Here is a 14,922-nt window from a genome sequence, read left to right as displayed (position 1 = left end):
AGTTGGAAGTTTACAGGCAATGGAGGTTGTAAAAATCATCTGTTCACTTAAACCAAACCTGTTGGATAAAATACTCTGTATTGATTTACTAAATTATGGTTTTGATACGATAATATTAAATTAAGCACTAAAATCAATTAAGCTTATATTTGTAGTGTCTTTTGCATATTGTTCAATAGCCTTAAAGGTTTGCTTCTGAAATTTTAAGTTTTCGATTTTTTTCAATATTTCGTCTTTTTGGACAGGATTGTTTGTATATTTTTCTTGTTCTTTTAATTGATTAATCTGATTATTTATATTGGGTACTAATTGTTTATAATATTTGTTTTCATCTTTTTTGGGACAATATACAATAACCTGGGATTTTCCGCTTGTTGCAGCTAAATACTCACCTTGTTTGCTAATATTTAATGATACGCTACTTGAAACTACATAGCAGCCCTTTTGAATAGCCTGCTTTTTAAAACGACTTATATTATCGGCTTCATGTGTTGAAACTCTACCAATTGAAAATGCAGCGCTGGAGGGGGCATTTGAGCCCCACTCGCCTGGATCAAGCTTATAATGAAGAATAGGATCTAAATTCGAAAAGTTAACCATAGTTTAAATATAACTTGAAAATTTAGCTTTTCAAGTAACTATAGCATGCTTTAGCGCTTTGCGGACATTGTTTTATTTCTTCATTTAGTACTTTTATTGCTTGTTTTATTATAAATTCATTTTTAAGGTGTTTGGGTTCTTTTGTATTATTGTCAATTAGTATTTCTTGAGGTTTTTGTAATATTGCTTTTTTGCTTGTTAAGTGGTGTAAAAGTTCACTTTCTCTTAACACAAATTCATCTTCATTTTTCTTTTTTATTTCGATATTTGGCACAATACCTTCTGCCTGAATACTAAAGCCATTAGGTGTATAGTATTTTGCTACTGTTAATATTAGAGCGTATCCCCCTTTAAGTGGTATAACATCCTGAACATTACCTTTACCAAAACTTCGTTGACCTATTACAATTGCTCTATTGTGATCTTTTAAACAACCAGTTACAATTTCTGCAGCAGATGCAGTACCAGAATTAATTAGCACTACGAGTGGTTTTTTAAAAATTGGCTTATCTTTTGCATAGATTGTCTGGTCATTATCAGGGTTTCTTCCTTTGATTGAAACTATAACACCTTTATTTATAAACATATTTGAAACTTTTGCAGCTTCATTGAGAAGTCCGCCTGGATTGTTTCTTAAATCTAAGATTAGACCTTTAATGTGTTTTTTTTCTAATTTTAATAATGCATTGTTTAATTCGCTTGCAGTGTGGTCTCTAAATTGTATTATTTTAATATAGCCAATATCGCCAAAAAGTTTTGTATCAATATTTTTAATATGTATTATTGCCCTTTTTAACTTAAAAATTAAGGGTTGACCTACGCCTTTTCTTGCTATAGTGAGCTTAATGTATGTGCCTGGTTTACCTCTCATTAACTTAACAGCTTTTTCTAAACTCATTCTAAATGTAGAAATATTATTTATTTTGAGAATTACATCGTTTGCTTTTATGCCTGCTTTATATGCTGGTGTGCCGGGTAAAGGAGACACTACAGTCAAAAAATTATCTTTTTTGTCTATTACTATTCCAATTCCACCAAAGTGGCCTTTCATTGTTGTTTGCATATTTTTGTATTCCTGAGGTGTTAAAAATTCTGAGTGTGGATCAAGTGAGCTAACCATGCCTTTTATTGCATCAATAATTAGTTTAGAAGTAGGTATTTTTTCAACATAGTCTGATTGTACAATATTTAATACCTCACTGAACATTTTAATTTGTTTTTGAGGTAAATTATCATTTTCGTTAGTAACTGCGTTTGATGTGACACTAAACCCAAAGTATAAGAAAACAACCAGAATCAAGCAAATAAACAATAAAGTGTAAAACTGTAATTTTTTAGACATTCATTGCCCCCAAGCTATTTTTTTTATATTATTATTTATAGTATTGTTTCCAGGTATTTTATAATATGCAGCCAAAAATGACGCCATTTTTGCTACGTAAGGTGCTGCTACAACCCCACCATAATTTTGCCCTTTTGGATCAACAACTGTTATTAATATAACAAATTTTGGTTTATTAAGTGGGAAAATAGCTACAAATGAGCCTATATATTTTTTTTTGCTGTACCCACCGTGACCATTTGCTACTTGAGCAGTTCCTGTTTTGCCACCTATCGAATAATTTTTCAATTGAGCATAAATTCCTGTACCGTATTTAACAACATCAGCCAATATGTGTTTTACTTTTTTTACAGTTTGAGGCTTTAGTATTTTTACAAAGTTTTCTTTATATTTGTATATTATTTTATGGTTTTTTGATATATAGTTTAATACATGTGGTGTAATAAGATATCCTCCATTTGCAATTGCACAGTATGCCCTTGCAAGCTGGATTTGTGTTACACTTATTCCTTGTCCAAAAGCCATTGTTGCTAAATCAAAAGGACGTAGGTTTACATAATCCTTAACAATACCACTTTCTTCGCCTGGCAAATCTATGCCAGTCTTTTTTCCAAAACCAAATCTCCATAGGTATTTATAAAAGATTTTTTTATTTTCTTTAAGAGCAATTTTTGCAGAGCACACATTACTTGAGTATGCAAATACCTGATCAAATCTTAAGTATTTATTGTCTTCAACATCTTCTATAATATGTCCAAATACTGGCCAATATCCATTATCGCACCACAAAGTTTCATGGCCATTAAAAGTACCTGAATTCAGTGCACTAGACATTGTGACGATTTTAAATACACTTCCTGGTTCAAACAAAAAATTAATTGGCATATCTTTTATACGAGAGTAGTTTGTGTAATCATAATATTTGTTATTATTGTAACCCGGGACATTATCCATAGCCAAAATTGCTCCATCTGGTTTCATTACTATACCCATAGCCATTTTTGCTTTATGTTTTTTTAGAGTTGATTTGAGTAGATAATGAAGGTAGCTTTGAACAGTTTCGTTTATGGTAAGATGAATATTATCACCATTTTGAGGTATTTTAGTATAATTTAAATTTCCATAAGGTGTTAGGTAAACTTTTTCAAAAATTTTTTGACCTTCTAAATACATATTGTATTGCTTTTCAACACCTATAACACCGTTTCCATTTTCGTCAACAAAGCCAATTATATGAGAAACTGTATTTCCGTATGGGTAGTAACGTTCCTGTAGTTTTTGCAAACCAAAACCAAGCGGTATATTTTTTTTAACATAGTGATAATATTTTATTGGTAATATGCCGAGGTTTATATATTGTTTTTTAGGATTTTTTTGAATTATATCTTGTATGTTGATATTAAATACTTTATTAACAAAATTCAAAAATTTACTATTATCATTTTTTTTTAGATTTTTTAAGTAATATTTAGGATCAATAAATAAATCATACAAAAATAGATTTGTTGCCAAAATCTTACCTTTTGAATCAAATATCAAGCCTCTTTTGCCTTGTACTTGAACTGTTTGTTCCACATCATTTGTATAGATTTGTTTATAACGTTTTGCGCTAAATAACTCTATACAAAAAGCCCTCACAATACTTATTGAAAAACACGCTATTATTACAAAAAAAATTGTCTTGAACCTACTAATTTTCATAAAAATTTTATAGTTTTACAAAAAGTACCCTTAAAAGTAGTTCCATAAATGTTGACAAAAAAGCAATAGTACTTAATAGGATAATTAGTATTTTCATTTTCTTACCTCATTTTTCGCAATTTGAGTTTTCTTTAAAATAAAATAGTTATAAATCGCATTTGCTAAATCCTGCGAAAGTATATTTCTAAAACCCGCTGAACCAAGTAAACTTTCTTCATAATAATTTGATATATACGCATATTCTATTAAAACTGCTGGCATTGCCGTAGTATATCTGATTACATATAGGTTATCTTTTACAGTACCATCATCTTTTAAACCCAGTTTTTCAGATATGTAATTTTCTAAATATTTTGCAAAAGGATAGGAATCCTCGTGCCAGTAATACGTTGTTGTTCCATGCATGTTGGGGTCTGTGGAAGCATTACAATATAAACCTATAAATAAATTTGCACCACTTTCATTTGCCAGTTGTGTCCTGGTAGAAAGTGGTACAAAGACATTTGAGGTTCTATCTAGTTCTACAGAGATACCTTTTGCTTTAAGGTATTTTGCTAATTTTAAAGCTACCGAAAGATTAACAAATGATTCGGGTAAACCAGCTGGTCCAACACCACCTGGATCGTAACCCCCATGACCTACATCTATAAAAACTTTAAACCTTTTTGCTTGTTGAATTTGGGCTGGTGTGGAACAAATTTGTGGTTGTGTTGGTTCGCTAACATTTGGGCTGATGATGGTTACCATTTTCTGGGGATTAATTTGAACTGTTTGAACAAAAAATGATTGGTTTTGCTCTGTTTGAATAGTGCATCTAACAATATTTGGATTTAAGCTGTATTGAACAAGCGTAATGCTATCTATACCTGGTATTTTGTTATATAAAACTTCACTTTTACCAGTTAAAATAGCGTTTTTAAAGGATACTACAAAATAATGTTTATTATTCAAAGTAAAACTTGATTTTGTATATTTTGGTTCTGAGTTTGAACTTATTAAAATTGTTTGATTAGCAACATCAATAGATGTTAATTCTACAGCATATGAAGTTTTTACAAATATGAGAATGCAAAAAATGGCAATAATAAGTTTCATAATCACCCCAAAACTAATAAATTCTTAGCAGATAACTATTATATTGAGCTTGAAAAATACTTGCATATTTATGAAAAACCAAGCGTATTGGATTTGAATTATTTTGTAATAAAATTTTGCAGGTAAAAATTATCAAATTGCTTATTTAACTGCATAATTTTGTATTTTAAGCTATTAAATAAAAAATTAAGTTTTTCTTCGTTTTTTTCTAAAAATATTTTTTTTGCAGTTTTATGTATATCTATATGTAAATACTCAATACTTTTAAAAGATTCAATTTTTCCATAAAATGGATAGACCGAGTAATACCATTTGCCAAAATCGCATTTTTTATGGTCAAATTCAATAATTTTTGATAAATCGTTTAGTTGTTTGTCTGAATCATTGTTTTGCAAAATGTTTCTTATTGTTTTAAAATACTTATAAATAAAATACTTTACTTGAGCTATTTTTAAATCCAGTATTTTTGAATTATTTTGGTGAAATTCTATGAATGTGCTATCTGGTTTAAAATTTTTTACAAAATTTATGAATTCTTGGTATGGTATTGGCTTTGAAATAAAATAACCCTGAAGTAAGTCGCAGGGCAGGTAGTTAAAAAGAAAGAAAAGATACTCGTTTTCTATGCCTTCTGCGGTTGTTTCAAAATTTAATTCATTTAGCATGCTGAGCATATGAGAGCTTATGATAGCAGATTCCTGATTGTTTTGCATATCCATAATAAAATTTTGGTCTAATTTTATGTTGGAAAAAGGGAATTTTTTTAAACTCAAGATAGAAGAGTATCCTGTTCCAAAATCATCCATTGAAAAGTTTATACCGAGTTTTCTTAGAGACTGCATTCTTTGTATTGTTTTGTTTTCATCGCTTAGGGCTATAGATTCTGTGAGCTCTATTTTTATAAAGCCTGGGTCTGTTTTGTATTTATCGATAAGCGCAATAAAGGTATCCAAAAAGTTATCTGTCAGAAATGTTCTGCCTGTTATATTTACAGATATTATTATTTTTAAGCCTTCTTTTTTTATTTCATTTATACTTTCTAATGCTTTTTCTAAAACATAAAAATCAAGTTTTTCAATAAGATCTGAGCTTTCTGCAAAAGGAATAAAATAAAATGGAGAAAGTAAACCTTTTTTTGGATGATTCCATCTGATTAAGGCTTCTGCATGTGTTATAGCTTTTGAGTGTGTATTGTATATTGGCTGAAAGTAAAGCTCAAACTCTTCAAATTCTATTCCATGTATTATTTCATTTGTCAGCATAAAGCCATTTATAAATTCTTCATATATAGAGTTATTAAAAAACACGCACTGATTTTTACCAAGTTGTTTTGCTTTTCTGCAGGAAGCATGAGCATAGTTTACAAGTGTATTGATATTATCCGAATCTTTTGGATAAAGCACAATTCCAGCACTAACTTTTAAGAAAATTTCCTGACCATCAATTTTAAAACTTTTTTGCCTTATTTTGTCAACAGTGTTTCTTGTAAATTTTACGATATTTTGTTCTATAATAGAGCGCTTTAGAAAAATAAATTCATCCGAGCCAAACCTGCTTACTATGTCTTTTGGATCAGCTATCTGCAATCTTAGAAAATCAGCAAATTCCTTTAGCAATTGATCGGTTTTTTCAATGCCAAATTTTGTATTTATTGTAGAAAAGTTGTCTAAATCAATGTAGACTATAGCAAACGATTCATTTTTTTCGATGATTCTTTGAGCTTGCTCAAAAAAGCCAACCTGGTTTATAAGCTTTGTTAAAGGGTCGTGATATATGTTATAGCTAGCCTGCTCTTGTGCTTTTTTTAACTCTGTTAGGTCTGAGAAAAAGCTGAAATAATACGAAATATTTCCGTTTTCATCTTTAATTGTTTTTATAAAAATAATCTCTTCGTAAAGCTCGCCATTTTTTCTTTTATTATAAATCTTACCTTCAAAATGACCATTATGGATTAATTTGTGCCACATGTCTTTATAGAAATCTTTTGAATGATAGTTAGATTTAAGAATCGAAGGATTTTTGCCTTTTGCTTCTTCAAAACTATATCCTGTAATGTTACTGAAAGCTTTGTTTGTATAAATTATCTCATTTTTGCTGTTTGTTATTACCACACCTTGGTAACTGTTTTCAACTATGTCTTTTAAAAGGATTAAGTCTTTTTCTTTTTTAGAAATAAGTATTGCTGTTTTAATTGCGTAGGAAAAGTTGGTCAAAATTTCTAAAGTGTGCTTATCAAAATAGTTTTTGTGTTTTGAGTATAATAGTATAAATCCGTAATCAAAGTCATTTATTTGAAAAATAAACCCAAATATTGAATTAAAACCATAAGTTGTGGCAGCGTTTTTTAGATAAGACAGTCTTTGATCTTCTAAAACATCATTTGATACAAATGCATTATTTGAGTATTTTTCTAGTATGTTTATCTGGTAGTTTCTTAGGGTTTCATCTTTTGTGTATTGAATGGCTTTGCCTTTTGCTTTACTTAAAGTTAAGTGCTTATCGCTGAATATACCAATCCATCCAAGCTCTAAATCTAAATAATCAAAAACTAAATCAAGAAGAATATCAAAATTTAGCTTTTCAAAGTCTTTAATTAAAATAGCATAGGTTTTATAGATTATATCATCGAGGTTGTTTTTGGTTTGATTCATAAATAAGATTATACAAAAACTAATTTTTAAATCAAATTATTTATGTAAAATATTGAATATATAAGTGAATTATATTATAATTAGTTAACTTAAAGAGATGTAGGGGGTTATATGTCTGTTTTGTTTATGAGCGAGGATTGGATAAAATTGGTTGCAAATCAATGGAATACAAATAATCAAATTATACAGCAAGATTTAAGAAATTTTACTGCAAGCTGGGAATACTATATTGAAGACAGGCCTAATTTGCCACATTTAATGATGGTATGTGAAAAAGGTAAGATAGTTTTTGCAGGTAAAAAAGATGAGAGAATATGTGATTTTGAGATGTGGACTTCACTGGAAAACTGGAAAAAAATCTTAAATAAAGAAATATCGCCCAAAATGGCATTAATGAGCAGAAAACTAAAATTTAAAGGTTCAATGATGACAGCTTTAAAATACATGAAAGCATTTGAAATTCATTTGAATATATTGGGAGAAATTGAAGCGGATTTTAATATTTAGGGGTTTTATATGATTAGATTTAGCGTTGATCCTAATTATGCAGGTAAAAATTTACCTGGATGGTTTATGGTTGCTTCATATCTGCAAAAAAGCATAGGTCAAAGAGTGAAATTTATACCGTATAAAGATTTTGATGAGGCACGAAATGTAGTGCTTTCTGGTACAATTGATATAGTTTATGCAAACCCTTTTGATTGGGTTTTTTTTATGAATGAAATAGGTTTTTTGCCTATTGCAAAACCTCGCAATCACTTTGACGAAGTTATTATTTGTTCAAAAAAATATAAAAGTTATTTAGAACTTACAAAACCAATAAAAATAATATCTGCTCACAAAAAAACATTTGTGCATATGGTGGGTTTGTTTTTGCTTGAGAAAGCTGAAATTGATTTAGATAGTTGTAAATTTAATTTTTCTGGTAGCTATCAAAGTGTAATAAAAAATGTTTTGCAATCAGAGTACGATATAGGATTTGTTTTAAGCGAAGTTTATGAAAAATCATCAGTTATTATTAAAAATCAACTTAATATTTTAGATGTTTCAAACGATGGTTTTGTATTTCATGCATTTTGTATATCGCCACGTTTAATTGAATTGCAAGAAAGCATTACTGAGTCAATTTTGAATTTTAATAGTAAATTATTAGATGATATTGGTTTTGAAGGTTTTGAAACAATTAGCGAAGATGAAATTTTTACAATATCTAGTCTTGCAAACGAATATATTGGAAGTTTAAATCGAGAGGCTTCTTAAAAAATAGTTAATTTCAAATGGGTTTTTAGCTACAAGACAAACATTAGATAACGCTTCAATTTCAAGCATCAAATAACCTCTATAACCAGAACGATGCAGTGCATCTATGATCTCCCTAAAATTGATAATTCCCTTACCCACATTAACGAAATCTCTCTTGAATCTAACCTTACTCTTAGGAATCTGCGCCCTAAGATCCTTTATATGAACAAGCGATATTCTATCATGATACCTCTCAATAAAATCAACAACATCAATACCAGCAGCCTTAGCATGTGCCGTATCTAAACACAGATATAATTCACTAATTTTATCAAGCGCCTTAGCTACCTGCTCTTCAGTTTCAAAGCACGTACGTAAATGATTATGAAGAGCAGGTATCACATTATTGGCAATGGCAGTCTTCGTAAAATCCTCTAATTTTAATAATGCCTCATTACAATCCTTAAATCTAGGAACTACCCATAATACTGAGGTTTTTGATTCCACAGCCCACCTTATATCGTTAATATCCATTCTTGAATACGCACCTGCATTTTCAATATTAATGCTGCTTAATATATCGCTCAATTCCTTAGGATTACTAAGTAATTCCTTAGGTAATAACCGTGTTTCGATTCCAACACCATCGTAACCTATGTCCTTTATTGACTTTAATACGTTAATGAACGCCTTCTTACTCCTTATTTTGCCCCAGGCTATTGTGGTAACGGCTATCTTCATGTAACTCACCCCAATGGTATTTTTACAGGCACACCCTTACGTATTGACTCCCACGCAGCCAAGGCAATTTCAAGCGCTGCACGCCCATCATAAATTGTGCATTTTGGTTCCCTATCGTTAATTACCGAGTCCACAAAGTCCATTAATTCGCTTACATAGGCATCCTCATATCTCTCTGTCCAGTGGGTAGGAATATCATAAATATATGCATTATCAGAAATAGCCATATAGGACGAATTAGTGCCCATACTAATAATAACCTTACCTTTGCTACCATGTATCTCTACTCCAGTGTCGTATCCATACGGAGTATATCCTGAATACTCCGCTAAGCCTAAGATGCCATTACTCATTTTTAAGATTACAAAGAGATGATCATAATCACCCAATTTCTTATACTCTTCATAAACCATTACCGAACCCTCGGCATATACACTTACTACCTCGGTGCCAGTTAAGTATCTAATTATGTCGAAATCATGCGTTAAACTATCAATTAATCGACCACCGCTTAACCTAGGGTCTGCAGCCCATCCCTGGGGCATTGGCGGCGGATCCCTGGTCCACGATTTTATTGTTAATATATTGCCAACTTTTCCCTGGGATACTGCCTCCTTTGCCTTAATGAATGCTCTATCATACCTCCTTTGGTAACCAACGACCACCTTTATTCTCTGTCTTTCTACGTGCTTTATCATCTCATCAACGTCCCTAAGATTCAAGGCTAATGGCTTTTCAACGAAAACATGCTTACCAGCATCAGCTGCGGCTATTACGATATCCTTCTTAGTAAAGGTTGGCGTAGCTATTATTACGCCATCAATATTGCTATTCTGTATTAATTCTTGATAATTACTATATATCTTTATGTCTTTAAGCCCAATCTCCTGCGCCACCTTACGTGCAACATCGATGTTTATGTCTGCAATAGCTACTAATTTTGCGTTCGGTATTTTGGTTGCAACGTTACGTGCGTGTACTTTACCGATACCACCAACACCGATTATTCCTAAATTAAGTACACTATTCATATTTTATTGCGTCAATTGTAATATTAATTATTTAAAAAATTTACTCTGTTTAAACTTTTAAATTTTAATCTTTAGTTTAGTCATGAACATAGGGTGATGGAATATCCCAGTAGCCGTAGGCTATTGAACCGCTGTATGGAAATCTCGTTTCCACAATTGCCTCAATTACAGTAACACCCTCACTCTTAATTGCCTTTCTTAATGCGTCTTGATACGCAGTTGGATCCTCTGCCCTTAGGTATTCTGCTCCATATGCCTTTACGATCTTCTCAAAATCAATTACATAACGCTCTTTACCCTTCCTAAATTCAGTGGCATATATCCTTTCCGCATAACGCCTAATTTGAAGATCTCTTATTGATATCCAACCGAAATTATTTAGGACTATGACTATTATCGGTATATTAAACTGAACGGCTGTTGATAACTCCACGTTATTCATTAGGAATGAACCATCACCCTCAATGGCGGTCACTATCTTGTCCGGCCTCGCTAATTTAGCTCCAATTGCTGCGGGTAATGCAAAACCCATTGTAGAGAAGCCGCCTGAGCTAATAAATGTCAATGGATAATACGTAATCCATAATTGGGAGAATATTTCCTGCGGTAAACCGGCACTGAGCGTTATTATGGCATCTCTAGGAAGTACCTCACGGGTTAGCTTTACGATATTTGGTATGCCCATGGGCGCCTTAGCCCTTAAATCCTCTATCTCCTGAAGGAATTTTGCCTTTAGTTCCTTCATTCTTTGATGCCATGCAGTATTTTCCTTCTTCTTACCTAATTGAACAAGCACCTTATATAACTCGCCCAATGCGGCCTTTGCATCAGCTACGATACCCACCTCGACAGGATAGTTCTTACCTATTTCATGAGGATCTATATCTATATGTATTAATTTTGTTGGTGGTATGTTCAGGGTCACGCCGGGCCTATAGGAACTTGCGGTTTCATCACTAAATGTAACACCCACTGCCAATATCACGTCAGCGTTCTTGGCTAGCTCATTACCAACAAGGCTACCAATATTTCCAATGGAGAAGGCATATAACTCATGATCCTCAGGGAAAGCACCCTTAGCTTCCCCTCGGAATGATGTGACCACAGGCGCGTCTAGAAATTCTGCGACCTTGATTAACTCGTCAGTAGCGTTTGACATGGTAGCACCACCACCAATTAGAATTAATGGACGTTCAGCATTAAGCAGTAATTCAGCAGCCTTCTTAATAAGGTCCGGGTCTGGGTATAACCTGCCCATGGGCATGTAATTCTCCATTATTGGTATATCACCACTCAACTTTGTTACTTGCATATCCATCGGCATATCTATAAGGACAGGCCCTGGTCTTCCACTAATAGCCTTTTTATACGCATTTGCAAGGACCCTGGGTAATTGCCTAATGTTTGTTATCAACCAGGATCTTTTAGTTATGTGTCTCATTAAATTAACGTAATCAACCCAATGATGCCTTTCTATTTCTTGAAAAATACCCATACCAAATAAATAAGTCTGTATTTGACCGGTAATTGCTATAAAGGTTGATGAGTCGACAAAAGCCGTGGCCAATGCAGTAGCTAAATTAGTTGCGCCAGGGCCAACGGAGGTCGTAACCACAGCTGGCGTTTTTCTGTTGGCGCGGAAATAACCATCAGCCATATGCCCGCCCCACTGTTCATGCTTAACGGGTATAAACGTAACATCAGGCTCCATATCCCTTATTGCATCAACTATGGTAGCATTACCATGGCCAACAATACCAAATACATACTTAATCTTATTTTCCTTCAGGAACCTTGCTATGAATTCAGCGCCTGTGTATTCAGGCATGACAATTCTCAATTATTCCATTTTACATCATTATTAAAGTGTTACCCTCATAAAAAGATGATTATTTAAAAATATCCGTGTCCTACATAAAAATATAATAAGGATATATTCATTATTTATTTATATTATTTTTAATGAATATCGTAACCTCATCAAATGTAGGCATAGCCTCTGAGCACGAATGCCTCGTAACCACTATCGCTGCTGCTGCATTAGCAAATCGTAATATATCTCTTACACTCCATCCATTAGGTATTAAATATAAATACCCGTAAAGGAACGCCGCGAGAAAAGCATCGCCAGCACCTAATGTCTTTAATATATTTACTTTAAAGGCTTCCACATCTATCCTCTCTCCATTCCAAAATGCTGTGACCCCCTCATTACCTCTCGTTATTATCATTATCTTCACGTTATTGTTAATCTTCTTTACGTAGTTAATAGCATCATCTATATTGGAAGTGCCAGTCGCAGCTAACCATTCAGGAATCCCACCAACTACAATATCTGCCTTCTCTAATACGGATTCATACCTTCTCAATCTCTCTTGCTTTGCCACATATTTCCAAAGGCTTTCCCTCCAATCTAAGTTAAATAATACCTCAGTATTACTTTCCTTAGCCACCTCCACAGCATATAGGTTTGCCTCATACGAAGGTGTTTCAGTCAATCCCGTACCCGTAACCTCAAGTACCTTACTATCCCTAATAACATTTACCGGTATATCCTTCTTACTTATCCTAGTATCTGCCGTATAACCCGGTGGCCTATAAAAGATAAAATCTGGATCCTTACCTGGAAATATTGCGGCGAAAACAACACCTACAAATGCGTCTGGATCTTCCTTTATGTATGACGCATCAACACCATTTTTAGCCAGGTAATCCTTTATAAACTTACCCAGGGGATCCTTACTGACCTTAGTTATTAACGCGACCTTCATTCCATATTTAGCACACCCAATAGCTGTATTAGCTGCCGTTCCACCCACATACTTCATAAAATGTCTTGCTTGATCCAATGGCGCACCTAAATCATCTGAATACAAATCTATACCTGCTCTGCCTATTATCGCCACATCATAACGCTTCATATGGATCCACATAATCAATCTTAATATTTTAAGTTTTATGACAATCCAATATATCAAGCAACTCCTTAAGTGACCTTATGGTCATGTCGGGTTTTGGATCTAATCCATATAGCGGCTCATCCGTTAACAATACTGTTAGCATATTTACAGCTTTAGCTCCAGGCACATCGGAGTATGCTTTATCGCCTACGTACATGCACTCATCACCTCTTAAATTTAGTCTATTCAGAGCTACGATGAATGGTTCAGGGCTAGGCTTTATTTCCTTAGTATCATCACCAGCTATTATTATTAGGTTGAATAATGAAAGAGGTATAGGTCCCTTCTCTAAACGTTTTATTTTAAGACCAGGTTTTCCATCAGTATTTGCTATCAAACCCAATATATAGCCGCACCTCTTGAGTTCGTACAACGTTTCTAAGGCGTACTGCTGCGGAAGCGTCTTATGGGCCCAGGTATTCCAGTAAATTTCTGTTAATTTTTCAAGTTCATAGGTGGGTACGTGAGTTATATTAAATTGTGTAAGAGCCTCTCTCCACCAAAGATCTCTATTAAAAATACCGCTTATTTCCATCTTCTGTTCTATACGTAACAACGTATTAATCACAGTATCTAAGTTAAGTGAGTACTTCTCTGACAATATACGTGCAATATTATTTAATGCATCACGCCTAGCATCCTTAACTAATACAAGTGTATCATCATAGTCAAAGAATATTGCTTTAATATTCCTAATACTCATTAGATAAAAATTATCAATAATATTTATAAGCCTTATCCTCTAATTAAGAGATAGCCAATGTTTGAAGCAAAACCAATAATTGTAATGCATAGAGCTAATAATAAACGATTAATTAAAAGGGCATTAAGTATTAAAGTACCTTATATAGAAGTCGATGTTGATCGAGATAAAAGTAGTAAGTTAATACTTAATCACGGGCCCGATTATAAATTTCCGCAAAATATTCCGAATAAAATAAGAGCATTTTTAATAAATGTAATAGTAAATAGAGACCCTATATTTAATGCACTTACTTTGCAGGAATTTATGAAATTATATTCAAGTGAAATAGGTATTTGGCTGGACATAAAGACAAAAATTTCTGAGGAATTGATTAAAACATTATCAAAATACAAAACAGCAAAACCATTAATAATATCTACAGGGTATTATGATGAAATACGAAGGTATAAACAATCGTTATCAAACGCTATAATATTTTTAGGAAATGTCGATTATCATCCTCCCACCCCCATATCGTTAGTTAACATGATAAGGGATTCCGAGGCGGATGGAATATCTATAAATCATAATTACATTACTAGAGAACTTGTTGATTATTTGCATATGAATAATTATTATGTAGCAGCGTGGACTGTTAATGATTCAAGAAGGGCAATTGAATTAATTAAACTGAATGTTGATATCATTATTACAGACATACCCGAAATAATACTAAGAATAATACATGGTGTAAATTGAAATATTTAATTCTAAATGTTATATGTATTTATTAATGTGATTATCATATATGCTATATCTTTTATCGAGTCTAATACATCGTCTATACCAAATATCAAGCTCATACTGCTCATGA

Annotated in this window: 13 protein-coding genes; 3 read left to right on the top strand and 10 right to left on the bottom strand. The window is 32.6% G+C overall.

Annotated features, from left to right (window positions below):
* Positions 1-120: 120 nt before the first annotated feature.
* The 5 genes from Q0C22_RS07590 to Q0C22_RS07570 all read right to left on the bottom strand — a co-directional run bounded on the left by Q0C22_RS07590 (position 121) and on the right by Q0C22_RS07570 (position 7,389).
* Positions 121-600 carry a hypothetical protein gene (locus Q0C22_RS07590; RefSeq protein WP_291493393.1) on the bottom strand — a complete coding sequence of 160 codons (480 nt, stop codon included), beginning with the start codon at positions 598-600 and terminating at the stop codon, positions 121-123.
* A 22-nt stretch (positions 601-622) separates the two neighbouring features.
* Positions 623-1,942: a S41 family peptidase gene (locus Q0C22_RS07585; RefSeq protein ID WP_291493391.1), complete on the bottom strand. Its 1,320-nt coding sequence runs from the start codon at positions 1,940-1,942 to the stop codon at positions 623-625.
* A complete protein-coding gene (locus Q0C22_RS07580) occupies positions 1,943-3,643 on the bottom strand; it encodes a penicillin-binding protein 2 (RefSeq protein ID WP_291493389.1) in 1,701 nt (566 codons plus the stop codon).
* Positions 3,644-3,736: 93 nt separating this feature from the next.
* A complete protein-coding gene (locus Q0C22_RS07575; protein WP_291493387.1) occupies positions 3,737-4,738 on the bottom strand; it encodes an N-acetylmuramoyl-L-alanine amidase in 1,002 nt (333 codons plus the stop codon).
* Positions 4,739-4,836: 98 nt separating this feature from the next.
* The gene (locus tag Q0C22_RS07570) at positions 4,837-7,389 is read right to left on the bottom strand and encodes an EAL domain-containing protein (protein WP_291493385.1); all 2,553 of its coding nucleotides are present in this window, start codon (positions 7,387-7,389) and stop codon (positions 4,837-4,839) included.
* 111 nt (positions 7,390-7,500) lie between these two features.
* On the opposite strand from Q0C22_RS07570, the gene Q0C22_RS07565 reads away from it, so the two are divergent.
* Positions 7,501-7,896: an SCP2 sterol-binding domain-containing protein gene (locus Q0C22_RS07565; protein ID WP_291493383.1), complete on the top strand. Its 396-nt coding sequence runs from the start codon at positions 7,501-7,503 to the stop codon at positions 7,894-7,896.
* 9 nt (positions 7,897-7,905) lie between these two features.
* On the top strand, positions 7,906-8,649 hold the full coding sequence (locus Q0C22_RS07560; protein WP_291493381.1) for a PhnD/SsuA/transferrin family substrate-binding protein: 744 nt from the start codon (positions 7,906-7,908) through the stop codon (positions 8,647-8,649).
* Here Q0C22_RS07560 and Q0C22_RS07555 read toward each other — a convergent pair.
* The 5 genes from Q0C22_RS07555 to Q0C22_RS07535 form a co-directional block, all read right to left on the bottom strand.
* Positions 8,629-9,372 (bottom strand): sugar phosphate isomerase/epimerase, encoded by a 744-nt coding sequence (locus Q0C22_RS07555; protein ID WP_291493379.1) that lies wholly within the window; start codon positions 9,370-9,372, stop codon positions 8,629-8,631. The genes Q0C22_RS07560 and Q0C22_RS07555 overlap by 21 nt on opposite strands.
* Positions 9,373-9,377: 5 nt before the next feature.
* Positions 9,378-10,403 (bottom strand): Gfo/Idh/MocA family oxidoreductase, encoded by a 1,026-nt coding sequence (locus Q0C22_RS07550; protein ID WP_291493376.1) that lies wholly within the window; start codon positions 10,401-10,403, stop codon positions 9,378-9,380.
* Positions 10,404-10,479: 76 nt separating this feature from the next.
* Positions 10,480-12,231, bottom strand: a complete 1,752-nt coding sequence (locus tag Q0C22_RS07545) for a thiamine pyrophosphate-binding protein (protein WP_291493374.1) — start codon at positions 12,229-12,231, stop codon at positions 10,480-10,482.
* Positions 12,232-12,343: 112 nt separating this feature from the next.
* A complete protein-coding gene (gene iolC / locus Q0C22_RS07540; RefSeq protein WP_291493372.1) occupies positions 12,344-13,324 on the bottom strand; it encodes a 5-dehydro-2-deoxygluconokinase in 981 nt (326 codons plus the stop codon).
* Between the two features lie 28 nt (positions 13,325-13,352).
* On the bottom strand, positions 13,353-14,066 hold the full coding sequence (locus Q0C22_RS07535) for an HAD family hydrolase (protein WP_291493370.1): 714 nt from the start codon (positions 14,064-14,066) through the stop codon (positions 13,353-13,355).
* Positions 14,067-14,150: 84 nt separating this feature from the next.
* On the opposite strand from Q0C22_RS07535, the gene Q0C22_RS07530 reads away from it, so the two are divergent.
* A complete protein-coding gene (locus tag Q0C22_RS07530) occupies positions 14,151-14,807 on the top strand; it encodes a glycerophosphodiester phosphodiesterase (protein ID WP_291493368.1) in 657 nt (218 codons plus the stop codon).
* The last annotated feature ends 115 nt before the right edge of the window (positions 14,808-14,922 follow it).

Origin of the sequence: Desulfurella sp. (genome assembly GCF_023256235.1) — a bacterium.
GTDB lineage: Bacteria > Campylobacterota_A > Desulfurellia > Desulfurellales > Desulfurellaceae > Desulfurella.
The sequence above is the reverse complement of the archived record's forward strand: the minus strand, read 5'-3'. Positions and strand labels throughout refer to the sequence as shown.

Excerpts from the sequence above, each read along its gene's own strand:
- Q0C22_RS07530 (WP_291493368.1), top strand. The coding sequence starts at position 14,151 with ATGCATAGAGCTAATAATAAACGATTAATTAAAAGGGCATTAAGTATT.
- Q0C22_RS07575 (WP_291493387.1), bottom strand. The coding sequence starts at position 4,738 with ATGAAACTTATTATTGCCATTTTTTGCATTCTCATATTTGTAAAAACT.
- Q0C22_RS07580 (WP_291493389.1), bottom strand. The coding sequence starts at position 3,643 with ATGAAAATTAGTAGGTTCAAGACAATTTTTTTTGTAATAATAGCGTGT.
- Q0C22_RS07545 (WP_291493374.1), bottom strand. The coding sequence starts at position 12,231 with ATGCCTGAATACACAGGCGCTGAATTCATAGCAAGGTTCCTGAAGGAA.
- Q0C22_RS07560 (WP_291493381.1), top strand. The coding sequence starts at position 7,906 with ATGATTAGATTTAGCGTTGATCCTAATTATGCAGGTAAAAATTTACCT.
- Q0C22_RS07585 (WP_291493391.1), bottom strand. The coding sequence starts at position 1,942 with ATGTCTAAAAAATTACAGTTTTACACTTTATTGTTTATTTGCTTGATT.
- Q0C22_RS07590 (WP_291493393.1), bottom strand. The coding sequence starts at position 600 with ATGGTTAACTTTTCGAATTTAGATCCTATTCTTCATTATAAGCTTGAT.
- iolC (WP_291493372.1), bottom strand. The coding sequence starts at position 13,324 with ATGAAGCGTTATGATGTGGCGATAATAGGCAGAGCAGGTATAGATTTG.
- Q0C22_RS07535 (WP_291493370.1), bottom strand. The coding sequence starts at position 14,066 with ATGAGTATTAGGAATATTAAAGCAATATTCTTTGACTATGATGATACA.
- Q0C22_RS07555 (WP_291493379.1), bottom strand. The coding sequence starts at position 9,372 with ATGAAGATAGCCGTTACCACAATAGCCTGGGGCAAAATAAGGAGTAAG.
- Q0C22_RS07570 (WP_291493385.1), bottom strand. The coding sequence starts at position 7,389 with ATGAATCAAACCAAAAACAACCTCGATGATATAATCTATAAAACCTAT.
- Q0C22_RS07565 (WP_291493383.1), top strand. The coding sequence starts at position 7,501 with ATGTCTGTTTTGTTTATGAGCGAGGATTGGATAAAATTGGTTGCAAAT.
- Q0C22_RS07550 (WP_291493376.1), bottom strand. The coding sequence starts at position 10,403 with ATGAATAGTGTACTTAATTTAGGAATAATCGGTGTTGGTGGTATCGGT.